The sequence below is a fragment of the Marilutibacter aestuarii genome, assembly GCF_006546775.1.
GTDB lineage: Bacteria > Pseudomonadota > Gammaproteobacteria > Xanthomonadales > Xanthomonadaceae > Marilutibacter > Marilutibacter aestuarii.
The window spans coordinates 1-22,240 of the sequence record NZ_VICE01000058.1 but is presented as its reverse complement, the minus strand read 5'-3'; the positions used below and the strand labels follow the sequence as shown (position 1 = coordinate 22,240).

Below are 22,240 nucleotides of genomic sequence, written 5' to 3'. Positions count from 1 at the left end.
CCCATCCCGGCGACGCCGGCCCCCACGCCCGAACGGGCGCCGGACGAAACGGGAAGCGCACCGCCGACCACGCCGTCGCCGTCGACCCAGGCACCGCTCGACGAGGCCACCCAGCGCGAACGGATCGTCTCGCGCATCAATGCCCTGCCCGACGTCGAGCGGGCCGCCTGGAGCACCCGCTCCACCCTGCTCGTCGGGATGGCCGACGGCGTGGTGGACGGCCCGGAGTTCGTGGCCCCGATCTGCGACATCCTCGGGGAATACCCCGACCTGCGGGCGTCTCGCGTGCAGTTGCAGCCGCTCGATGGCGGCACGCAGTCGGTCCGGTTCATGCAGTGCCACCCGTACTGAGCCAGGCGGAACGGTCGAGCACGCCACGCGCGTGTTGACCCCCTGCCTGCCGCGTGGTGTGATTCGGCCGAACCCAACCGCGGCACCTGCCCGATGACGGATCTGGAAAGCGCTTTCGCGCAGGCGGCACGTGACGTCCACGCGCTGCCGGTTCGCCCCGACAATTCCACCCTGCTGCAGCTCTACGCCCTGTACAAGCAGGGCAGCGAAGGCGACGTCAGCGGGCCGGAACCGGGCTTCTTCGACTTCGTCGGCACCGCCAAGTACAAGGCCTGGTCCGAACTGGCCGGCACGCCCCGCGATGAAGCCCGCCAGCGCTACGTGGACCTCGTCGCGCGCCTGCAACACGGCTGAGCCGTGCGTGACCGCGCATCGCCCGCTGGCGATCGTGAACATGTCGCACGAGACCCCTTGCCTGTCGCTTGCCCGACCAGTAAACTGCGCGGCCCACGCCAGCCGCTTCCACGGCGCCAGGCACGGGCGGTTAGCTCAGCGGTAGAGCATTGCCTTCACACGGCAAGGGTCGCAGGTTCGATCCCTGCACCGCCCACCAACACCCGAAAGGCCGGCCCAGCGCCGGCCTTTTCTTTTGCCTGGCACCGCTCGACACCGACCAGGAGCCCGCATGACCGACTGCCGCTACTTCCACAATCCGCGCTGCTCCAAGTCGCGGGCGGCGCTCGCCCTGCTGCACGCACGCGGCATCGAGCCGGAGCTGGTCGCCTACCTCGACGCACCGCCCGCCATCGACGAGCTCCAGTCCCTCCTGCAGGCGCTCGGCATGACGCCGCGTGAGCTGCTCCGCACCGGAGAAGAGGCATACAAGGGCCTGGGGCTGGACGACCCGACGCTCGACGACGCCAGCCTGCTCGCGGCGATGCACGCGCATCCGAAGCTGATCGAGCGCCCCATCTTCGTTCGCGACGGCCGGGCCGTGGTGGGTCGCCCACCCGAGCGGGTGCTCGAACTGCTGGACTGAGGGGCCGCGCCGGCCTCAGTGCGACTTGCTGCGCCGCATCGCCTCGACCTTGGCGGGCGCGGTGAACGCCTCGCTGCTGGCATCGGCCCAGAAGTCCTGGAACACGGCGTGGTCGGGCACGCCGTGCAGCAGTTCGCCGGGCAGCAGGAAGCGATGCAGCGCGGCGAGCGAGCGCACTTCGGTCGGCGACACGCGTCGCAGGATGTGTTCGGGCCCGACCTGCCCCGGCTCTGAAAGGCCCGCCGCGCACAACAGGTCGCGCAGCGCCTTGAGCGTGTTCTGCTGGAACCCCGCCACGCGCACGGCCTTGTCGGCGACGTCCAGGTGTCGCCATCGCGACGGGTCCTGCGTGGCGACGCCGGTGGGACAACGATCGTTGTGGCAGCTCTGCGCCTGGATGCAGCCCAGGGCGAACATGAAACCGCGACCGGCATTGCACCAGTCCGCCCCCATCGCCAGGGTCCTGGCCAGGTCGAAGGCACTGGTGATGCGCCCGGCGGCGGCGACGCGGATCTTGTCGCGCAGCTCCAGGCCCACCAGGGTGTTGTGGACCAGCATCAGGGCTTCGTGCATCGGCAGCCCGACGTGGTCGATGAATTCCGCCGGCGCCGCGCCGGTGCCGCCCTCGGCGCCGTCGACGACGATGAAGTCCGGCAGGATCCCGGTCTCGCGCATGGCCTTGGCGATGCCGAACCACTCCCAGGGATGGCCCACCGCGAGCTTGAACCCGGTCGGCTTGCCCCCCGAGAGCTCGCGCAGGCGCGCGACGAAGGCCAGCAACTCCCGGGGCGTCGAGAAAGCACTGTGGCGCGCCGGCGAAATACAGTCCTCGCCCACCTGCACGCCCCGCGCCTCGGCGATCTCGGCGGTCACCTTGGCGCCCGGGAGCATGCCGCCGTGGCCGGGCTTGGCGCCCTGCGACAGCTTGACCTCGATCATCTTGACCTGGTCGTGGCGCGCATTCTCCACGAACCGCGACTCGCTGAAGCTGCCGTCGGGGTTGCGGCAGCCGAAGTAGCCCGAGCCGATCTCCCACACCAGGTCGCCGCCCGGTTCGCGGTGGTAGCGCGAGATCGAGCCCTCGCCGGTGTCGTGGTAGAAGCCGCCCAGGCGCGCACCTTCGTTGAGGGCGCGGATGGCGTTGGCCGACAGCGAACCAAAGCTCATCGCCGAGATGTTGAACACGCTCGCCGAGTACGGATGCGCGGTGCCCTCGCCCACCATCACGCGGAAATCGTGTGAACCGTGCTCGACCGGGTTCATCGAATGGTTGATCCATTCGTAGTCGAGTGCGTAGATGTCCTGCAGGCTGCCGAACGGGCGCACGTCGCTGACGGACTTGGCGCGCTGGTAGACGAGCGCGCGCTGCTGGCGCGAGAACGGCACCTCGGCGGTGTCGGCCTCGATGAAGTACTGCCGCATTTCCGGCCCGATCGATTCCAACCCGTAGCGGAAGTGCGCCAGGACCGGGTAGTTGCGGCGCAACGTGCTGGTCTTCTGCAGCAGGTCCCAGGTGCCCAGGCCCGCGACCAGGCCGAAGAGGGCCACGCCCCAGGCCCACTTCGGGTCGACGGCGAGCAGGCCGATCGAGACGACGGTCAACAGCACGCTGAGCGCATAGGCGGAATAACGGGACATGCGGGCTCCGGGGCGGGGGCTGCGGATCGGGTCGCGGGCGCGGGCGCGGCTACTGTGCCGGCGGCGGCGTGGGCGTGGTGTCGGCGCGCAGGGCCTCGAGGACGCGGCGGCCTCCACGCCCATCGACGGGCATCCCCAGGCGCGCCTGTTCAAGCTTGATCGCCGCCCGCGTGGCCGATCCGATCATCCCGTCCACCTCGCCGATGTCGTGCCCGCGCGCGAGCAGCAGCTCCTGCAGCTCGCGACGCTCGCGGCGGGACAGTCCCGGGTCGGGTGTCGGCCAGGGCGCCACGAACGCGCCCCGGCCACGCAGGCGGTCGGAGAGGTGCGCGATCGCCAGCGCATAGCTCTCGGCCGCGTTGTAGGAATAGATCGCATCGAAGTTCTTGAACACCAGGAACGCCGGTCCCGACGCACCCGCAGGGAGCAGCAGCGCGGTCGGCGTCTGCGCCGGCAACGCGATTTCCACGCCGTCGATCCGGCCTACGCCGCGACCCTGCCAGTAGGAGAGCGGATGCCGGTTCTTGCGCCCGGCCACCGACGCGTCGAAACCCTCCGGCAGGCGCACCTCGAAGCCCCAGGGCTGGCCGCTGCGCCAGCCCGAGCGCTTGAGGTAGTTCGCCGTGGATGCCAATGCATCGGGCACGCTGTCGACCAGGTCGCGCCGCCCGTCGCCATCGAAGTCCACCGCGATGCGCCGGTAGGTCGAGGGCATGAACTGGGTGTGGCCGAACGCACCGGCCCAGGAACCGACCAGCTTGTCGGGCGCGACGTCGCCGGACTGGATGATGCGCAGCGTTTCGATGAGTTCGCCACGGAAGAACGCCTGTCGACGCCCCATGCACGACAGCGTGGTCAACGATGTCAACAGCGGGCGTTTGCCGAACACCTGCCCGTAATTGCTCTCCACGCCCCAGACCGCCACCACGGTCGCCGGATCGACGCCGTAGGCGTCCTCGACGCGCGCCAGGGTGGCGGCGTGGGTGGCGAGCATGGCCTTGCCCTCCTCCACCCGCTCCTCGTCCACCAGGCCCGCCATGTAGTCCCAGATCGGCGTGCTGAATTCCGGCTGCCGGTTGAGCAGTTCGAGCAGGCTGGGATCGGGCGTGACCGTGGGCACGTTGGCGTCGAACACGCCCGCGTCTATGCCCGCCGACAAGGCCTTGCCGCGCAGGCCGTCGACGCAGCGGTCGAAGTCGGCGGCGGCGGCTGGCGCGCCGAACGAGAGCGCGGCGGCAAGAGCAGTTGCAGCAATATTTCGTGATGGAGTGCGCATGCCACCAGCCTACCGCGCGAGCCGCGCGCGGGGCCAGCCCGGAAACGCCGGTTCGGCCTGGTGCCCGGAGCCGGGTTCGAACCGGCAAGGGGTTGCCCCCGGCGGATTTTAAGTCCGCTGCGTCTACCTGTTTCGCCATCCGGGCGGCACGACGGGTCGGCGCGTAGCTTACGCCACATGCGCGGGGCGATGCGCAGGGCCCGGAAAACAAAACGGGACGCCCATGGGAGCGTCCCGTCTGTCTGGAGGCCGAGGTCGGAATCGAACCGGCGTACACGGATTTGCAATCCGCTGCATAACCACTCTGCCACCCGGCCGGTGACTGTCCGGAAGCTTAACGCCTTTGCGGGCGTTTGCGCGGTGCATTGCGCGTTCGTTCTCCGGAAAAAACAAAACCCCACAAAGGGGGCTTTGTCAAAAGGGTTGCCCCTTCCTGAAACTGGAGCGGGAAACGAGACTCGAACTCGCGACCCCGACCTTGGCAAGGTCGTGCTCTACCAACTGAGCTATTCCCGCTGAGGAGCCGCCATTTTAGGCATCGCCACGAAAGTGTCAACTGCTTTTTTCAGATTTTCGTATCCGCGCTCAGGGTCGGCCACGCCGCACGCAGGTACGCCAGGCCCGACCACAGCGTCAGCAGGGCCGCCGCGGCCAACAGCCACTCGCCGATCACGAATATCGGCAGCCCGGCGAAAGGCTCCTGGTACAGCAGGCAGACCAGCGCGACCATCTGCACGATGGTCTTGATCTTGCCGACCGTGGCGACCTTGACCTTGGAACGCTCGCCGACCTCGGCCATCCACTCGCGCAGCGCGGACACCGCGATCTCGCGGCCGATGATCACCGCTGCCCACAGGGTCATCCAGATCGTCGGGTGCGCCTGCACGGTCAACATCAGCGCGATGGCCACCATGAGCTTGTCGGCCACCGGGTCCAGGAAGGCGCCGAAAGCTGAATGCTGGTTGTAGGCGCGCGCGATCCACCCGTCCAGCCAGTCGGTGATCGAGGCCAGGGCGAAGATGAACGCGGCGGCGAAGTTGGTCCACTTGAACGGCAGGTAGAACACCAGCACGAGCACCGGGATCAACAGGATCCGCAGCAAGGTGAGCATGGTGGGCACCGTCAACTTCATCGATTACTCCGCGTGGGCCGCGTCATGTGGGGGTGTTCTGGGCGCCGGGGGCATCCAACCCGTGCAGGGTGGCATAGATACGCTCGGCGAGTGAAACATTGATGCCCTCGACGCGCGCGATTTCCTCCACGCCCGCCGCCTTCAGGCCGCCCAGGCCACCGAAGTGCCTGAGCAGGCTCGCGCGCCGCCGCGGACCGATGCCGGGGATGTCCTCCAGCCGGCTGGTGTTGCGCACCTTCTGGCGCTTGCCGCGGTGCCCGGTGATCGCGAAGCGGTGGGCTTCGTCGCGCACCTGCTGGACCAGCTGAAGTGCCGGGGATTCCGCGCCCGGGCGCACGCTGCGACCGTCGGGCAGGAGCAGTTCCTCGTCGCCGGGGCGGCGCGCCGGGCCCTTGGCCACGCCGACCAGGAGCACGCCCTGGACGCCCAGTTCGGCCAGGGCGTCGCGCGCCTGTGCCACCTGCCCCGCGCCGCCGTCGATCAGCAGTACCTCGGGCAGCACGCCTGCTTCGTCCATGGCACGCCGGAAGCGCCGTTCGATGGCCTGGTGCATGGCCGCGTAATCGTCGCCGGGCTCGATCCCGGCGATGTTGTAGCGCCGGTACTGGGCGCGCACCGGGCCTTCCGCATCGAAGACCACGCACGAGGCCACGGTGGCCTCGCCCATGGTGTGGCTGATGTCGAAGCACTCGATGCGCGAGGCCGGCTCCTCCAGCCCCAGCAGGGCCTGCAGGGCCTCGGCGCGCGCTTTCTGCGCGGCATGGCTGGTGCGCTCGGTGGCCAGCGCCAGGGTGGCGTTGCGGCGGGCCAGGTCGAGGTAGCCGGCGCGTTCGCCGCGCACGCGGCTGCGGATCTGCACCCGCCGCGCATCCACCGCCGAGAGTGCCTGTTCGATCAGCTCGCGATCGGGGATGTCGCGATCAAGCACGATCTCCGCGGGCGGCCGCTGCTCGCCGTAGTACTGCGACACGAACGCGGCCAGCACCTCTTCCGGGCTCTCGCTGCCGTTGGTACGGGGGAAGAACGCGCGCGTGCCGAGGTTGCGGCCGTCGCGGAAGGCGAGCAGCAGCACGCAGGCCGCTGCCCCCTGCATCGCCACGGCAAGCACGTCGAGGTCGGCGGCGCGCCCGTCGACGTACTGGCGCGCCTGCAGGGTGCGGATCGACGCGATGAGATCCCGCAGGCGCGCGGCTTCCTCGAAATCGAGGCGCTCGCTGGCCGCCTCCATGGCCGTCCCGAGCTCGCCGGTGAGCTCGTCGCTGCGTCCTTCCAGCAGCATCGTCGCGCGGCGCAGGCTCTCCCGGTACTCGCTGGCGGACACCAGCGCCACGCAAGGGGCGCTGCAGCGGCCGATCTGGTACTGCAGGCAGGGTCGGGAACGATTGCGGAACACGCTGTCCTCGCAACTGCGCAGGCGGAACAGCTTGTGCATCAGGTTGAGCGTCTCGCGCACGGCGCCGACGCTGGGGTACGGGCCGAAGTAGCGGCCGGGCTGCGTGCGCGGCCCCCGGTGCATCGCGATCCGCGGCCAGGCCTCCTGGGTCATCAGTACATAGGGGTAGCTCTTGTCGTCGCGAAGCAGCACGTTGTAGCGCGGCTTGAGCGACTTGATCAGCTGGTTCTCCAGGATAAGCGCCTCGGCCTCGGTGCGCGTGACCGTGACCTCCATGCGCGCGACCTGCGACAGCATGGACATGATCCGGGCCGACTTTGGCGAGGCGTTGAAATAGCTGGCGACCCGCTTGCGCAGGGCGCCCGCCTTGCCCACGTAGAGCACGCTGTCGTCGGCGGCGATCATCCGGTAGACACCGGGCGCCGTGCTCAGGCCACTGACGAACGCCTTGCCATCGAAGGGCGGCGAGGCGTTCATCGGACGTGCCCCCGCCCGCGCGTGGCAACGGCGCCCGGCGCAGGCATGGATGGGTGTCGAAACGGGCGATTCACCACGGGCATCCGCCCAAGGATTGGGTCCGCGAGGGTCGAGGGCAAGCCCCCGGGCCGCAACGCAGGCACCGCGTCACCCTTGGTGGCGGTAGTCGCGCTGCAGTCGCGCGACGATGCCCGTGGCCGCGGCATCAAGCAGGCGGTACACATGCTCGAACTGCGCCTCGCCCCCGGTGTAGGGGTCGGGGATGTCGGCATCGCCCGCCAGGCCCGCCCACTCCAGCAGCAGGCCGCTGCCGGCACGCGCACCACCCGGGGGCGCGAGCCGGCGCACGTCGCGCAGGTTGGCGCGGTCGGCGCACAGCAGCCAGTCGAAGTCGTGGTAGTCGCCTGGATCGAACTGGCGCGCCCGCAGCGTGCCGATGTCGACGCCGTGCTCGCGGGCCTTCGCGATCGCGCGGCGATCCGGCGGCTGGCCGACGTGCCAGTCACCGGTGCCCGCTGAGTCGACCTCGACCTGGCCCGCCAGCAGGGACGCTTCGATGCGCGCGCGCAGCACGCCCTCTGCCATCGGCGAGCGGCATATGTTGCCCAGGCAGACCACGAGCAGGCGGATCGGCTCAGCCATGCGACGCGGCCAGCCGGGCCTCCGCGCGCGCCAGGTCCCCGGGCGTGTCGACGCCCGGCGGGAAGTCCTCCGGCGCAAGCGCGACGGCGATCCGGCAACCCGCCTCCAGGACGCGCAGCTGCTCCAGCGCCTCGATACCCTCCAGGTGGCCGGGCGGCATGGCCGCGAACCGCTTCAGGAAACCGACGCGATACCCGTAGATCCCGATGTGCCGGAGCCAGTGCCCGCCCCCGGGCAAGCGCGTGCGATCGCGCTGGAACGCGTCGCGGGGCCAGGGCATCGGCGCCCGGCTGAAATAGAGCGCATCGCCGTTGGCCGCGCGCACGACCTTCACCGCGTTGGGGTCGAACAACGTATCGACGTCTTCGATCGCCGTGGCCAGGGTTGCCATGTCCGCCCCGCTCTCGCCCACCAGCGCGGCCACGGTGCGGATGCCGCTGGCCGGGGCAAAGGGCTCGTCGCCCTGCAGGTTGACCACCACCGTCGCCTCGTCCCAGCCGGCGATGGCCGCGCATTCGGCCAAACGGTCGGTACCGGATGCATGGTCGCGCGAGGTCATCGCCACGCGTACGCCGGCGCCCTCGAGGGCCCGGGCGACGCGTTCGTCGTCGGCGGCGACCCACACCTCGCGCGCGCCCGCGGCGAGCGCGCGGCGCGCGACGTGCACCACGAGGGGTTCACCGCCCAACAGGCGCAGCGGCTTGCCCGGCAGCCGGGAGGCATCGTGGCGGGCGGGAATGGCAACGACGAAATCAGGATCGGTTCGACTCATCAGGGCTCCCCAGCGCCTGCAGGCGCGCGATGAAGGCGACCCAGAAGGCCTCCGGAAGTTCCGCGCGCACCGGTACGCTGAAATGGCTGGGCGCAAGGAAGTCGCGGCATTTCACCGCGTCCTTCTCGGTCATCAGCACCGGCAGCGGACTGCCGAATTCCAGGTCGGCCTCGCTGTAGTCATGGTGGTCGGGAAAGGCATGCGGGACCACGGCGATGTCGCGCTGGCGCAGCATCGCGAAGAAGCGCTCGGGGTTGCCGATGCCGGCGACGGCGTGGACCCGGTGGCCAGCGAACGCCTCCAGCCCGCAGGGCCGGCCGCCGACCAGGGGCAGCGCCTTGTTGGCCAGCAGCCGCATTGGCCACTCGCCGAAGCCGGCGCGCGCGCCCTCGCCGTTGCCCTCCGGCACGTTGGCGACGCGGAAATCGCAACGGCGACCGCGTTCGACCGGCTCGCGCAGGGGACCGGCGGGCAGCAGACGGCCGTTGCCGTATCGGCGCTGGCCGTCGATGACCTCGATCTCGATATCGCGGGCCAGGCCGTAATGCTGCAATCCGTCGTCGCAGACGACCACGTCGCAGCCCGCTTCGACCAGCGCACGCGCGGCGGCGTGGCGGTCGCGGTCGACGCGCAGGCGCACGCCGGTGTGGGCGGCGATCAGCACCGGCTCGTCGCCGGCGCGCGCCGGATCGGTCCTTGCATCGACCCATAGCGGCGCGGCCTCGTCCTCGCGGCCGTGGCCGCGGCTGGCGACGCCGGGCTTGTACCCCTGCTGGCGCAGCCGTTCGACTATGGCGATCGTCAGCGGCGTCTTGCCCGATCCGCCCGCGGTGATGTTGCCGACCACCACCACCGGCACGCCGGGGTGGCGCGACTGCAGCCAGCCCTTGCGATACAGCCAGCGTCGCGTGGCGGTGACACCCGCATAGAGGCCGGAGAGGAGCTTTGCGAACAGCGGCGCGGGCGCGCCGTCGTACCAGTAGCGTGGCGCCTGCCCCTGCGCCCGCTGCGTGCGTCCGGTCATGTCGCCTCGCGGAACTGCATTCGGTGGAGGTGCGCATACAATCCGTCGGCGGCGATCAACTCGGCGTGAGTGCCGCGCTCGACGATGCGGCCCTCGTCCATCACCAGCACCTGGTCGGCATGCTCGATGGTCGCGAGGCGATGCGCGATCACCAGGGTCGTGCGGTTGGGCATCAGGTGCTCGAGCGCATCCTGGACCAGGCGCTCGGATTCCGCGTCCAGTGCCGCCGTGGCCTCGTCGAGGATCAGGATCGGCGCGTCCTTGAGCATCGCCCGGGCGATCGCCAGGCGCTGCCGCTGGCCGCCGGAGAGCTTGCCGCCCTTGCTGCCGATGCCGGTCTGCGCGCCCTCGGGCAGCTTCTCCACGAACTCCATCGCGTTCGCGCCACGGATCGCGGCCGCCAGGGCCTCGGGCGTGCGCTCGCGCAGCTCGCCGTAGGCGATGTTGGCGGCGACGCTGCCGTCGAACAGCATCACCTGCTGCCCGACCAGTGCGATGTTGCGGCGCAGGTCGCTCAGCCGGTACTCGTCGAGGGGGTGACCGTCGAGGCGGATCTGGCCGGCCTCGGGCTCGTAGAAGCGCGGGATGAGCTTGATCAGGCTGGTCTTGCCGCTGCCGGATCGGCCGACGATCGCGGTGACGGTGCCGGGTCGCGCAGTGAAGCTGACATCGGCGAGCGCCGGGGTTTCCTGCCCGGGATAGCGGGCCGTCACGCCATCGAACTCGACCACGCCGGTGGCGCGATCCAGCGGCCGCGTGCCGCCGTCGGGTTCGTCGTCGGCATCGAGCACGTCGAACAGGCGCTCGGCCGAGGCGACGCCGCGCTGCAGCATGTTCTGCACGTTGGTGAGTTGGCGCAACGCCGGGATGATCGCCATCATCGCGATCATCAGGGCCACGAATCCGCCGGCGCTCAGGCGGCCGGCCGCGGCCTCGCGGCCGGCGAAGAAGAGCAGCAGGGCCAGCCCGACCGAGCCCATCAACTGCACCATCGCCGAGGACAGGCTGCGCGTGGATTCGACCTTGACGCTGAGGCGGCGATGGTGGTCGGCCTGTGCCGCATAGCGGTGCATCTCGACCTCCTGCGCGCCGTACACCTTCACTTCCTGCTGGTTGGAGAGGGCCTGGTCGGCCGACTGCATCAGCTGGCTGCCGCTCTCCTGGATGCGGTGGCTGATCTTGCGGTAGCGCTTGCCGACCCGGTCCATCACCCAGGCCAGTGGCGGCGCCATGATCAGGATCGCGATGGTCACCTGCCAACTGGTCCACAGCATGACGATCAGGCTCGCGATGACCTGGAAGGACTGCTGGAGCATGACCTTCATCGCATCGACCGCCGCCTGCGCGACCTGGTCGCTGTCCGAGCCCAGGCGCACGAGCATCGAGGGGACCGGCTCGCTGTCGAAACGGGCGCCCGGCAGGCGCAGGTATTTGTCGAGCACCTTCACCCGCAGGTCGCGGGAAATCCCGCGGCCGGCATGGGCCATGCCCATGTCGCTGACATAGCCGGCGATCCCGCGCAGCACGAACAGGCCGACGATGATCAACGGCAGCCAGCTGCGCAGGCCCGACTCCTGGCGGATGAAGGTCTCGTTGACCACCGGCTCCATCAGCTTGGTGAAGGCGCCGCCCGCGGCGGCTTCCACCACCATGCCGGCCAGCGCGACCAGCAGCAGCGGCCGGTAGGGCTTCGCGAAGGCGAGCAGCCGCCGGTAGATGTCCCAGGCCCTGTCGGGCTTCGTCATGGGGGCGTCCCGGGGGCGCTGGGCGGCGTCGCGGCCTGCGGCGCGGTGGCGATCATGACCCGCTTGAAACCGAGCTGGCCGAGCGCGTCATAGGCGGTCACGACGGCCTGGTGCGGCGTGCGTGCGTCCGCGCGCAGCAGCACCGGGCGATCGCGATCGTCGCCGGCGACCTCGGCCAGCGTGGATTTCAGCGATTCGAGGTCGTCGCGCAGCACTTCGCGGTCGTCGACGAAGTAACGGCCGTCGGCGTTGACCAGCACGCTCAGCGACTGGCTGGCGTCGTTGGCCTCGCCGGTGGCCTGCGGCAACTGCAGCTTCAGCACCGAGCGCGCGTCGAAGGTGGTGGTGACCACGAAGAAGATGATCAGCACGAGGATCACGTCGATCAACGGCACGAGGTTGATCTCGGGCTCGTCGAAGGCGCGATGGTCCTGGATGCGCATGCGCGTCAGGCCCCTGCCCGGGCCGGCACCTTGCGCGCGGCCGGCGGCGGGTTCGTGGTCGGGCGCCCGGCCGGCTCCAGGGTGTCGAGCAACTGGATCGCCTCGTGTTCCATGGTCACGATGTACTCACCGATCCGCCCGCGGAACCAGCGATGCATCATCAGGGCCGGGATCGCCACGATCATGCCGGCGGCCGTGCAGACCAGGGCCTTGCCGATGCCACCAGCGAGCTGGTTGACGTCGCCGATGCCCTGGTCGCCGATCACCAGGAACATCTGGATCATGCCCACGACCGTGCCGAACAGGCCCAGCAGGGGGCCGGCCGCGGCGATCGTGCCCAGCGTGTTCAGGAAGCGCTCCATGCGGTGCACCAGGTGGCGGCCCACGTCCTCGATGCGTTCGCGGACCTGGTCGCGCGGTCGGTTGCGGACGTCCAGCGCGGCGGCCAGCAGCTCTCCCAGCGGGGAGGTGCGGCGCAGGGACTCGATATGGGCCGGGTCGAGCTTGCCGCGTCCGGCCCAGGCACGCACTTCCTTGCCCAGGCCGGGCGGGAGCACCGCGGCGCGGCGCAGCGTCCAGGCACGTTCGACGATGATCGCCAGGGCCACCAGCGACAGCAACAACAGCGGGATCATCGGCCAACCGCCGGCCTTGACCAATTCGAGCACGCGAAACCTCCGGCCTGGGCCGTGAACATCCGGCCGATAGGATAGCCCAGTCACCGCGCCTTCGAAGCCGCACGACCACGGGACTCCGCGTCCCAGCCCCGCGGCTGTGTCAGGCGTCTCGATTCCACCCGGGCGCCGCCCCGCCCCAGGCGCACGGCGAGGCTGCCGGCCCGGGCCGTGTCGTGGACCTCGGCGCCCGCCTCGCGCCAGCGCGACACCACCGCGGGCCGGGGATGGCCGAAGCGGTTGCCGTGGCCGCTGGACACCAGGGCGTGGCGGGCGCCCGCGGCGGCAACGAAAGCGGCGCTCGAGGACGAGCCGCTGCCATGGTGCGGCACCAGCACCACGTCCGCGCGCAGGTCCGCGCGCCGCCGGTTCAGCAGGCGCATCTCGACCACCTCGCTGATATCGCCGGTGAACAGCGCCGTGGCGCCGGTGGCTTCGATGCGCAACACGCAACTGGACTCGTTGCGCAGGTAGGGAAAATACGGCGTCGGATGCAGGACCTCGAAGCGCACGCCGTCCCACTGCCAGCGGTCGCCCGCGATGCAGGACTGCTGCGCGCCGACCCCCGCGCCCTCCGGGGCGACGAGCCTGGCGCCGGGGAAGGCCTCGACGACGGCCTGCAGGCCGCCGGCGTGGTCGCGGTCGGCGTGGCTGAGCATGATCCGGTCCAGCCGCCGCACCCCTAATGCCCTGAGTGCCGGAACCACGACGCGCGCGCCGCCGTCGTACTCGCCGTCACGGCTCGCAGGTCCGGCGTCGTAGAGCATCTGGTGGCTTGCGGTCCGCACCAGGACCGCCATGCCCTGGCCGACGTCGAGCACCTGCAGCTCCGCCTCGCCGTAGCCGGGGAGCTGCCGCGACGGCCATAACAGCGGCAACCACAACAGCAGCGCGAGCGCCCGGCCCGGCACGGCGCGCGGCAACAGCAACCAGAACGCCCCCAGCAGGGCCAGCAGGAGCGCAGGAAGGTCGGATTCGGGGATCCAGCGGACCGCCAGCGGACTGCCTCCCAGGCGTTCGAACAGGGGCCAGGCGAGGTCGAAGCAGAAGGCCGACAGCCGCCACAGCCAGGTGCCGGCGCCCGCGACCAGGCTGTCGAGCGCGGTGCCCGCCAACGCCAGCGGAACCACGACCAGGCTCCACCAGGGCACCGCCACCAGGTTGGCCACCGGTCCGGCCAGCGAGGCCTGGCCGAACAGGGCCACGCTGAGCGGCAGCAGGCCCAGGGTGGCGACCGCCTGCGCGGACAGGAAGGCGCGCAGCGGACGTCGCTCGGGATCGGGCAGGCACCACAGCAGCCAGGCCACGCCCATGAAACTGAGCCAGAAGCCGGCCGACAGGACCGAAAGCGGATCGACCAGCAACATCACCAGCGCGGCCACGGCCAGCGCGCCGGGCATGTCGACGCGCCGGCGCCCCACGCGCATCGCGGCGACCGCCGCGATCATCAGCACGGTCCGCACCGTCGGCAAGGCGAAGCCGGCGACGGCGGCGTAGAGGCAGGCCCCGACCATGCCCGCCAGGGCCGCGGCCACGGGCCGGGGCAGGCGCCGGCCCAGCACCGGGACGCACCACCACAGGCCCTGCGCGAGCAGGGCGGCGAAGCCGGCCACGAGGCCGACATGGAAACCGGAAATGGCGACCAGGTGGGTCAGGCCGACCGCGCGCAGCAAGGCCCAGTCCTCATCGTCGAGCCCCCGCGTATCGCCCAGGGCAAGGGCACGCACGAACCGCGAGGACGGCGCCTCCACACCCTCACCGATCCGCGCCGAGACGGTCTCGCGCCAGGCATCGATGCCGGTGGCCGGCGACAGCATGAGCGCGCGTTCCGGTGCCACGACATGGCCATTGGCGGCCAGGCGCCGGGCCAGTGCCGAGCGCTCGCCGTCGAAGCCACCGGGATTGCGCAGGCCGCGGGGGGCCCGCAGGCGCAGGTCCAGCTGCCAACGCTGCCCGGCGCGGTAGCCCGTCCGCGCATCGAGCGCGGCATCGCGAAGGCTGACGCGCAGGAGGCGTCCGCGCAGGGCCGGTGGCGTCGCCGGCGCATCGTCGACGCGAAACTCGAACCGGGTCCGCCCGGCCTCGTGGATGGGCAGGCCGGCGATGCGTCCGGTGACGCTCGCCGTCGTTCTCTCGAGCGTGGGTGGCAACTGCAGGGACAAGGCGTGCTGGGCGTGCAGCCCGGCCAGGCCCAGGCCCAGCAGAACGCTCGCGGGCAACCGCAGGCGTGGTACCACCAGCAGCAGGCCGGCACCGGCAAGTACCGCTGCCCACCCCGCCCAGACGGGCGGAAAGCGGGGAAGCCATAGCGCGGCCATGCAGCCAGCAAGCAGGCAGGCGGCGACCGCCGGACCGACCAGGGTCGGCACCGCAGGTGAGGGGGTGGGCGCATCAGGCGGCGTCCGTGCCGCTGGGATCATCCTCAGACCTCGTCGGGTGAAAGCTCCCTGAGCTTGCCTTCGTGCAGTTCCAGCACGCGGTCCAGGCGCCGGGCGAGGCGGCGGTCGTGGGTCACCATCACCAGGCTCGTGCCCTGCTCGCGATTGAGCGACAGCATCAGCTCGAAGACGTTGGAGGCCGTCTTTTCGTCGAGGTTGCCGGTCGGTTCGTCGCCCAGGACGCAGCCCGGGTTGTTGACCAGCGCCCGCGCCACCGCGGCGCGCTGGCGTTCGCCGCCCGACAGCTCACCGGGCTTGTGGCCCAGGCGGTGGCCCAGGCCCACCGCCTCGAGCAACGCGGTCGCGCGCCGGTCGGCCTCGGCGACTTCCGCGCCGCCCAGCAGGACGGGCATCATCACGTTCTCGCGCGCGGTGAATTCCGGCAGCAGGTGGTGGAACTGGTAGACGAAGCCCAGCGCCCGGTTCCGCAGGCGGCCGCGCTCGGCGTCGGACAGGCCATTCATGCGATGGCCCGCCACCAGCACCTCGCCCGCCGTAGGCACGTCCAGTCCCCCCAGCAGGTGCAGCAGGGTGCTCTTGCCCGCGCCGGAGGCCCCCAGGATCGCCACCGTCTCGCGCTGTCGCACGGTCAGGTCGAGGCCGTCGAACACCGGGGTGTGGAGGCCGCCCTCGGCATAGGTCTTGCCCAGGGCCTGGCACTCGATGACCGGGGTCGCGCCCTCGCCTTTCGTGGGCCGGATGTCATTCATAACGCAGGGCCTCCGCGGGCGCCGTGCGCGACGCGCGCCAGGCCGGGTACAGGGTGGCGATGAAGGCCATCGCCAGCGCGGTGCAGGCGATCATCACGATGTCGTGCACCTGCAGGTCCGTGGGCAGGCCGGTGATGTAGTACACGTCGGCGGACGGCAGCAGGCTGACGCCGAAGACCTCCTCGATGAAGCGCAGGATGTGCTCCAGGCTCAGCGTCAGGGCGATGCCGCCGACGACGCCGATCACCGTGCCCACCACGCCGATCACCGAACCCTGGACCATGAAGACCCGCATCACGCCCCCGGGCGACAGGCCCAGGGTGCGCAGGATCGCGATGTCGGCCTGCTTGTCGGTCACCAGCATGACCTGCGAGGACACCAGGTTGAAGGCACCCATCGCGATGATCAGCGACAACAGGATGCCGATCAGCGTCTTCTCCATCTTCAGGGCATGGAACATGTTGGCGTTCTCGCTGGCCCAGTCGCTGACCCGGTAGGGTCCGCCGAGGCCGAGCGCGAGGTCGCGGGCGACGTCCCAGGACTGGTCCATGTCGTGCAGGCGCAGGCGCACGCCGGTGACGCCGTCCCCCATCCGCAGCACCCGCTGCAGGTCGGACATGTTCGCGACCGCCAGGCCCTTGTCGAATTCCTGGTAGCCGGCCTCGAACAGGCCGCTGACGGTGAAGCGCTTCTGCTGGGCCACGGCACCCATCGGCGTGCTGCGGAAATTCGAGGTGGTCACGATGACGCTGTCGCCGACGCCCACGCCCAGCCACAGCGCGAGTTCCTTGCCCAGGACAATGTTGAACTTGCCCGGCGCGAGCGAATCCAGCTGGCCCATGACCATCTTCTCGGCGAGCACCGAGGTGGTCGCCTCGCGCTCCGGGACGATGCCGCGGATCATCGCCGGCTGGTTGCGGGTGCCGGAGACCAGCGCCTCCTTTTCCACGTAGGGCGCGGCCCCGGCCACCCGGGGGTCGGCGAGCGCCTTGTCGACCGCGCGCGGCCAGTCCTCGAGGGGTTCGCCGTAGGCGCTGACGGTGGCGTGGGCGACCATCTGCAACATGCGGTCGCGGATCTCGCGCTGGAAGCCACTCATGACCGCCAATGCGGTGATCAGCGTCATCACGCCCAGTGCGATGCCGGCGAGGGATGCGAAGGAGATGAACGAGATGAAGCCGTTCCGGCGTTTCGCGCGAAGGTAGCGCAGGCCAATGGCCACGGGGATGGGTTTGAACATAGCGGCTTATGGTGCCACCGATCTTGGATTCCGGGCAGGGGCGATGCGGATCAGTGCCAGCCGGAGTTCACGTCGGTCCGCGGCCGGCAAGGTGTCCGGCAGCCAGGCCAGGCGGCGGGCACGTCCACCCTCCCCGCGCCAGGCGGCGGCGACCAGCGGTCCGCGCCAGGCGACCTGGAAGGCGTCGACGGGCACCCCGTCGACGCGCACGCCCCCCTCGGCCAGGACGATGTCCAGCGGCGGTCGCCGCCACTCGCGATGCGCCTGGTGCAGCCCGTACGCCAGGGCGGCGACGGCGATGGGCCAGGCCATGCGCGGCGGCAGGCCCGAGCGCAGGCACGACAGGGCCGACAGGCCCGTCGCCGCCAGCAGGGCGCCGCATAGCCATCCCGAGGGCCGCCATTCAAGGCGGCAGGGTGCGAATCCGTTCGACAAGCGCCTGGAGCGAGGCATCGGGAGCAGTCTCGTGGCCCATGAACCAGTGCCAGAGCTTATCGTCCTCGGTTTCCAGCAGGCGCAGGAAAACCGCGCGTTCGGCAGTAGGACTTTTCCGCCATTGCGTGTCCAGGTAACGCTCGAACAGGCGATCGAGTTCGCGCATGCCCCGCCGGCAGCGCCAGCGCAGGCGCCGCAGCTCGGCCTCTTCGGACGCGTCGCCAGTCACGGCCATGCTTCAGCCCCGCAGCAGGCCGAGGGCCAGATAGGCCCACAGCATCCAGAGCGCGGCGCCGCCGGCGACATAGGCCGCGAAGCGGTGCATGACCTTGTTGTAGCTCACCTGGATCGCGCTGTGCGCGACACGCAGGGCGACGAACACCCATGCCAGTCCCAGCACCACGCCGTCGACCATCCCGACGCGGTCGGCCACCACCAGGGCCAGGTAGAACAGCACCGGCAGCTCGAACAGGTTGCGGAAGTTGTCGGCCGCGCGGCTGTCGGTCAGCAGTGATTGCGCCTGTGACGACGTCGCGACCTTCTGCGGGTGGATCCGCTCGCGCTTCATCTGGCCGACGCGCATGAAGAACATGCGCCACCAGACCAGGAAGGTGAGTCCCGCCATCGCCAGCGCGGGCAACCAGATCGAACGCTCGTCCATCCCCGTTCCCCTCTCAGCGGGCGGTCCGGGACCGATTGCGCCCGCCCCCGCCCGTCAATGCCACGCCGGTCAGACGCGGCGGGCCAGCATCAGCTTCTTGATCTCGCCGATCGCCTGCGCCGGGTTCAGCCCCTTGGGGCAGGTACGCGCGCAGTTCATGATCGTGTGGCAGCGATACAGCTTGAACGGATCCTCGAGGTCGTCCAGGCGCGCGCCGGTGTCCTCGTCGCGGGAATCGACGATCCAGCGGTAGGCCTGCAGCAGGATCGCGGGCCCCAGGTAGCGGTCGCCGTTCCACCAGTAGCTCGGGCAGCTGGTCGAGCAGCAGGCGCAGAGGATGCACTCGTAGAGGCCATCGAGCTTCTTGCGGTCCTGCGGCGACTGCAGGCGCTCGCGATCGGACGGCGCCGGGCTCTGCGTCCGGATCCAGGGCTTGATGGACGCGTACTGTGCGTAGAAGTGGGTGAGGTCCGGGACCAGGTCCTTGACGACTTCCATGTGCGGCAGCGGGTAGATCGGCACCTCGGCCTTGTCGCAGTCGCTGATGGCCTTGGTGCAGGCCAGCGTGTTGGTGCCGTCGATGTTCATCGCGCACGAGCCGCAGATGCCTTCGCGGCACGAGCGGCGGAAGGTCAGCGTCGGATCGATCTCGTTCTTGATCTTGATCAGCGCGTCCAGGACCATCGGGCCGCAGCTCGACAGGTCCACGTCGTACGTGTCCACGCGCGGGTTCATCCCGTCGTCGGGGTTCCAGCGGTAGACCTTGAACGTGCGGACATTGCCCGCGCCCGACGCTGCCGCGAAATGCCGGCCCTTCTGGATCTGCGAGTTCTTGGGAAGTGTGAATTCAGCCATGGGGCAAATCCGTTATTCGTGATTCGTGATCAGTGATTGGGATGAAAGGCGGCGTGCTCGCGGGACCCGGATTCCAGGCAACGAATCACGACCCACCAATCACCAATCGCGGCTTCATCAGTAGACGCGCTTCTTCGGCGGCACCACTTCCACGTCGTCCGTCAGCGTGTACATGTGCACGGGACGGTAGTCGATGTGGGTGGTGCCATCCTCGGCGACCGAGCACAGGGTGTGCTTCTGCCACTGGACATCGTCGCGCTCGGGGAAGTCCTCGCGGGCATGGGCGCCGCGCGACTCGGTGCGGTTCTCGGCCGACACGATGGTCGCCAGCGCCTGCCCCAGCAGGTTCGACAGCTCGTAGGTCTCGACCAGGTCGGAGTTCCAGACCAGCGAGCGGTCGCTGACCTTGACGTCGGCGAACGAGGCGTGGATGTCGCGGATCTTGCGCACGCCCTCGGCCAGGGTCTCGCCGGTGCGGAACACCGCGGCGTCGGCCTGCATGGTGCGCTGCATCTTGTCGCGGATGACCGCGGTGGGCGTGTCGCCGTTCGCGTTGCGCAGCTTGTCCAGGCGGGCGATCGCCTCGTCGCAGGCATCGCCGGCCAGGCGCGCCTGCGCGCCGTCGGCCTTGACCGTCTCGGCGGCGCGATTGGCGACCGCGCGACCGAAGACCACCAGGTCGAGCAGCGAGTTCGAGCCCAGGCGGTTGGCACCGTGGACCGAGACGCAGGCAGCCTCGCCGATCGCATACAGGCCCGGCACGACCTCGTCCGGGTTGCCGTTCTTCAACTGCACGACTTCGCCGTGGTAGTTGGTCGGGATGCCGCCCATGTTGTAGTGGACCGTCGGGATGACCGGGATCGGCTCCTTCTCGACGTCGACGCCGGCGAAGATGCGCGCGGATTCGGCGATGCCCGGCAGCTTCTCGTGGATGACCTCGGGCCCCAGGTGGGTGAGGTCGAGCAGGATATGGTCCTTGTGCTCGCCGACGCCGCGGCCCTCGCGGATCTCGATCGTCATCGAGCGGCTGACCATGTCGCGCGGCGCCAGGTCCTTGACGCTCGGCGCGTAGCGCTCCATGAAGCGCTCGCCGTTGCTGTTGCGCAGGATGCCGCCCTCGCCGCGGACGCCCTCGGTGATCAGGCAGCCCGCGCCGTAGATGCCGGTCGGGTGGAACTGCACGAACTCCATGTCCTGCAGCGACAGGCCGGCGCGCAGCACCATGCCGCCGCCATCGCCGGTGCAGGTGTGGGCCGAGGTCGCGGAGAAGTAGGCGCGACCGTAGCCGCCGGTCGCCAGCACCGTGCCCTGGGCCTTGAACAGGTGCAGCTCGCCGGTGGACAGGTCGAGCGCGAGCACGCCACGAGAGCTGCCGTCGGCGTCCATGATCAGGTCCAGCGCGAAGTACTCGATGAAGAACTGCGCGTCGTGCGCCAGCGACTGCTGGTACAGGGTGTGCAGGATGGCGTGGCCGGTGCGGTCGGCCGCGGCGCAGGTGCGCTGCGCCGGCGGGCCCTCGCCGTACCGGGTCGTCATGCCGCCGAACGGACGCTGGTAGATGCGGCCGTCATCGGTGCGCGAGAACGGCACGCCGTAGTGCTCCAGCTCGACGATCGCCGGGATCGCCTCCTTGCACATGTATTCGATGGCGTCCTGGTCGCCCAGCCAGTCCGAGCCCTTGATGGTGTCGAAGTAGTGGTAGCGCCAGTCATCCTCGCCCATGTTCGCCAGTGCCGCGGCGACGCCGCCCTGGGCGGCGACGGTGTGCGAGCGGGTCGGGAACACCTTGGTGATGCAGGCGGTCTTCAGGCCCTTCTGGGCCAGGCCGAAGGTGGCGCGCAGGCCGGCGCCGCCGGCGCCGACCACCACCATGTCGAAGCTGTGTTCGTGGATCTTGTAGGCAGGCATGTCGGATTTATCCCAGCGCGATGCGGATGACGGCGAGCACGCTGGCAATGGCCGCGAGAACGCAGATGAAACGGACGGCGAGCTGCGCGACGACGGCCACGCCGCCGTGCACGTAGTCTTCGATCACCACCTGCAGGCCGAGCTGGGCATGCCAGAACATCGCCAGCAGGAAAGCGACCAGGACCACCGCGTTGAACGGGCTGGCGACCGCGGCGCGCGCGGCGGCGTAATCGCCCTGGCCGGCAAGGCCGACCAGCAGGCCCAGCACGTACAGGCCCAGCAGCACGAGGGCCACGGCGGTGATGCGCTGGACGATGAAGTGGTGCGTGCCATCCTTCGCCGAACCCAGGCCGCGGGCGGTCTTGAGCGGGTTGCGCAGGTTGTCGGGACGGTTCATGCCGCACCCCGCAGGGTCATGGCCACGATCCAGACCAGCGCGGTCAGCGCCAGGCTGCCGAAGACGCTGGTCCAACTGCTGCGGACGAAGCTGGCGATCCGGTAGCCATAGCCGGCGTCCTGCACCAGGTGGCGGATGCCGTTGAGCAGGTGGTAGGCGAATGCCCAGCTCCAGCCGAACAGCACCAGGAAGCCCAGGGGCGAGGTCGCGCAGTCGACCACCGAGGCCCATTGCGCCGGGCCGGCGGCGAGGGCCAGCAAGGCCCAGGCGAACAGCAGCGCGCCGACGGCGAGGATGATGCCGGTGGCCCGGTGCAGGATGGACGAGACCATCTGGACCTGCCAGCGGTACACCTGCAGATGGGGGGACAAGGGTCGTTGGGGGTTCGCCATGAGCGTTATGGCATCTCGGCTGGGCGGCGGCGCCGCGTGGCGGAAGGGAGCATCGGACGGATGTAAGGACTGTACGGCGGCGGGTCAGAAGTCGATGCAACGACCGTTCTTTTCCCAGTCGCCGTAGCGCGTGGGCTCCAGACCTTCCCGCCCCCCAATCTCGGTCGCCCGCGGGCGCCCTGTTTCGGGCACCTCGGCCGCGGCCTTGGGTGCTTCGGGGAGGGGTTCGGGGGTCGTTTCGCCTATCATCACAGCCTTCAAGCTTAATTCCCGGCCCCATGTCTGACAACCCACGACCCGATTCTGGCCCGCTTCTTGCTTTGCCCGGACACCGGCTCCTGCGCCTCGCCGGGCCCGACGCGACGGCGTTCGCCCAGGCCCAGTTCATGAACGACGTCGGAGTGCTCGCGGACGGCCAATGGCAGTGGAACGGCTGGCTGACCCCCAAGGGGCGCGTCATCGCCCTGTTCGCGCTCGTGCGCCTCGATGCGCAGACGCTCTGGCTGCTGCTGCCCGACGCCGATGCGGCGGACCTGTGCGAACACCTGCGGCGTTTCCTCTTCCGCTCCAAGCTGATGCTGGACGTGGCGGGCGACCTGTCCGTTTCGGGCCGCTTCCAGGCACCGGCCTCGGCCCGCGGGGCCCACGCGGCCCGCCT

At 70.0% G+C, this 22,240-nt stretch carries 23 protein-coding genes, 4 tRNA genes and 2 pseudogenes; 5 read left to right on the top strand and 24 right to left on the bottom strand.

Annotation, left to right across the window (positions count from 1 at the left end):
- From FKV25_RS16185 to arsC, 4 genes are all read left to right on the top strand, one after another.
- Positions 1-351, top strand: a 351-nt coding sequence (locus FKV25_RS16185) for a hypothetical protein (protein ID WP_425462609.1), incomplete at its 5' end; no start/stop codon positions are given.
- 93 nt (positions 352-444) lie between these two features.
- Positions 445-705 carry an acyl-CoA-binding protein gene (locus tag FKV25_RS06275; protein WP_141517934.1) on the top strand — a complete coding sequence of 87 codons (261 nt, stop codon included), beginning with the start codon at positions 445-447 and terminating at the stop codon, positions 703-705.
- A 124-nt stretch (positions 706-829) separates the two neighbouring features.
- Positions 830-904: transfer RNA gene (locus FKV25_RS06270), tRNA-Val, on the top strand.
- Between the two features lie 72 nt (positions 905-976).
- Entirely contained in the window at positions 977-1,330 is a 354-nt protein-coding gene (arsC, locus tag FKV25_RS06265; RefSeq protein WP_141517933.1) for an arsenate reductase (glutaredoxin), read from the top strand.
- A 15-nt stretch (positions 1,331-1,345) separates the two neighbouring features.
- Here the strand turns inward: arsC and FKV25_RS06260 are convergent, their stop codons facing one another.
- The 24 genes and pseudogenes from FKV25_RS06260 to FKV25_RS06145 form a co-directional block, all read right to left on the bottom strand.
- A complete protein-coding gene (locus FKV25_RS06260) occupies positions 1,346-2,968 on the bottom strand; it encodes an FMN-binding glutamate synthase family protein (RefSeq protein ID WP_141517932.1) in 1,623 nt (540 codons plus the stop codon).
- A gap of 49 nt (positions 2,969-3,017) precedes the next feature.
- Positions 3,018-4,244, bottom strand: coding sequence for a lytic murein transglycosylase (locus FKV25_RS06255; RefSeq protein WP_141517931.1), 1,227 nt, complete (start codon positions 4,242-4,244; stop codon positions 3,018-3,020).
- A gap of 58 nt (positions 4,245-4,302) precedes the next feature.
- Positions 4,303-4,389 (bottom strand) — tRNA-Leu (locus FKV25_RS06250).
- Positions 4,390-4,487: 98 nt separating this feature from the next.
- Positions 4,488-4,561: transfer RNA gene (locus tag FKV25_RS06245), tRNA-Cys, on the bottom strand.
- A gap of 123 nt (positions 4,562-4,684) precedes the next feature.
- Positions 4,685-4,760, bottom strand: a tRNA-Gly gene (locus FKV25_RS06240).
- Positions 4,761-4,809: 49 nt separating this feature from the next.
- A complete protein-coding gene (gene pgsA / locus FKV25_RS06235; protein ID WP_141517930.1) occupies positions 4,810-5,376 on the bottom strand; it encodes a CDP-diacylglycerol--glycerol-3-phosphate 3-phosphatidyltransferase in 567 nt (188 codons plus the stop codon).
- 22 nt (positions 5,377-5,398) lie between these two features.
- The gene (gene uvrC, locus FKV25_RS06230) at positions 5,399-7,246 is read right to left on the bottom strand and encodes an excinuclease ABC subunit UvrC (protein WP_141517929.1); all 1,848 of its coding nucleotides are present in this window, start codon (positions 7,244-7,246) and stop codon (positions 5,399-5,401) included.
- 147 nt (positions 7,247-7,393) lie between these two features.
- Positions 7,394-7,876, bottom strand: coding sequence for a low molecular weight protein-tyrosine-phosphatase (locus tag FKV25_RS06225; protein WP_141517936.1), 483 nt, complete (start codon positions 7,874-7,876; stop codon positions 7,394-7,396).
- Positions 7,877-7,880: 4 nt separating this feature from the next.
- The gene (gene kdsB, locus FKV25_RS06220) at positions 7,881-8,660 is read right to left on the bottom strand and encodes a 3-deoxy-manno-octulosonate cytidylyltransferase (RefSeq protein WP_141517928.1); all 780 of its coding nucleotides are present in this window, start codon (positions 8,658-8,660) and stop codon (positions 7,881-7,883) included.
- A complete protein-coding gene (lpxK, locus tag FKV25_RS06215) occupies positions 8,641-9,684 on the bottom strand; it encodes a tetraacyldisaccharide 4'-kinase (protein ID WP_141517927.1) in 1,044 nt (347 codons plus the stop codon). The genes kdsB and lpxK overlap by 20 nt, the downstream gene beginning before the upstream one ends.
- A complete protein-coding gene (gene msbA / locus FKV25_RS06210; protein ID WP_141517926.1) occupies positions 9,681-11,429 on the bottom strand; it encodes a lipid A export permease/ATP-binding protein MsbA in 1,749 nt (582 codons plus the stop codon). Before msbA ends, lpxK begins: the two co-directional genes overlap by 4 nt.
- Positions 11,426-11,872, bottom strand: coding sequence for an ExbD/TolR family protein (locus tag FKV25_RS06205; RefSeq protein ID WP_141517925.1), 447 nt, complete (start codon positions 11,870-11,872; stop codon positions 11,426-11,428). Before FKV25_RS06205 ends, msbA begins: the two co-directional genes overlap by 4 nt.
- A 5-nt stretch (positions 11,873-11,877) precedes the next feature.
- The gene (locus FKV25_RS06200; RefSeq protein ID WP_141517924.1) at positions 11,878-12,540 is read right to left on the bottom strand and encodes a MotA/TolQ/ExbB proton channel family protein; all 663 of its coding nucleotides are present in this window, start codon (positions 12,538-12,540) and stop codon (positions 11,878-11,880) included.
- Positions 12,434-14,966 (bottom strand): annotated as a pseudogene (locus FKV25_RS06195) (DNA internalization-related competence protein ComEC/Rec2); the annotation flags it as partial. The gene FKV25_RS06200 and the pseudogene FKV25_RS06195, both read right to left, overlap by 107 nt.
- Before the next feature lie 2 nt (positions 14,967-14,968).
- On the bottom strand, positions 14,969-15,694 hold the full coding sequence (gene lolD / locus FKV25_RS06190) for a lipoprotein-releasing ABC transporter ATP-binding protein LolD (protein ID WP_141517923.1): 726 nt from the start codon (positions 15,692-15,694) through the stop codon (positions 14,969-14,971).
- Positions 15,687-16,934: a lipoprotein-releasing ABC transporter permease subunit gene (locus FKV25_RS06185; RefSeq protein ID WP_141517922.1), complete on the bottom strand. Its 1,248-nt coding sequence runs from the start codon at positions 16,932-16,934 to the stop codon at positions 15,687-15,689. Before FKV25_RS06185 ends, lolD begins: the two co-directional genes overlap by 8 nt.
- Before the next feature lie 6 nt (positions 16,935-16,940).
- Complete coding sequence (locus tag FKV25_RS06180) at positions 16,941-17,387, bottom strand: YgfX family protein (RefSeq protein WP_141517921.1); 447 nt, start codon at positions 17,385-17,387, stop codon at positions 16,941-16,943.
- On the bottom strand, positions 17,338-17,604 hold the full coding sequence (locus FKV25_RS06175; protein ID WP_141517920.1) for an FAD assembly factor SdhE: 267 nt from the start codon (positions 17,602-17,604) through the stop codon (positions 17,338-17,340). Before FKV25_RS06175 ends, FKV25_RS06180 begins: the two co-directional genes overlap by 50 nt.
- A gap of 3 nt (positions 17,605-17,607) precedes the next feature.
- A complete protein-coding gene (locus tag FKV25_RS06170) occupies positions 17,608-18,030 on the bottom strand; it encodes an MAPEG family protein (RefSeq protein WP_141517919.1) in 423 nt (140 codons plus the stop codon).
- 69 nt (positions 18,031-18,099) lie between these two features.
- Positions 18,100-18,885: a succinate dehydrogenase iron-sulfur subunit gene (locus FKV25_RS06165; protein WP_141517918.1), complete on the bottom strand. Its 786-nt coding sequence runs from the start codon at positions 18,883-18,885 to the stop codon at positions 18,100-18,102.
- Between the two features lie 117 nt (positions 18,886-19,002).
- A complete protein-coding gene (gene sdhA / locus FKV25_RS06160) occupies positions 19,003-20,793 on the bottom strand; it encodes a succinate dehydrogenase flavoprotein subunit (protein WP_141517917.1) in 1,791 nt (596 codons plus the stop codon).
- Positions 20,794-20,800: 7 nt separating this feature from the next.
- Positions 20,801-21,190, bottom strand: a complete 390-nt coding sequence (gene sdhD / locus FKV25_RS06155; RefSeq protein ID WP_141517916.1) for a succinate dehydrogenase, hydrophobic membrane anchor protein — start codon at positions 21,188-21,190, stop codon at positions 20,801-20,803.
- The gene (gene sdhC / locus FKV25_RS06150) at positions 21,187-21,582 is read right to left on the bottom strand and encodes a succinate dehydrogenase, cytochrome b556 subunit (protein ID WP_141517915.1); all 396 of its coding nucleotides are present in this window, start codon (positions 21,580-21,582) and stop codon (positions 21,187-21,189) included. Before sdhC ends, sdhD begins: the two co-directional genes overlap by 4 nt.
- 84 nt (positions 21,583-21,666) lie before the next feature.
- Entirely contained in the window at positions 21,667-21,831 is a 165-nt protein-coding gene (locus FKV25_RS06145; RefSeq protein ID WP_141517914.1) for a DUF1674 domain-containing protein, read from the bottom strand.
- Positions 21,832-21,968: 137 nt separating this feature from the next.
- On the opposite strand from FKV25_RS06145, the pseudogene FKV25_RS06140 reads away from it, so the two are divergent.
- A pseudogene (locus tag FKV25_RS06140) lies at positions 21,969-22,240 on the top strand (CAF17-like 4Fe-4S cluster assembly/insertion protein YgfZ); the annotation flags it as partial.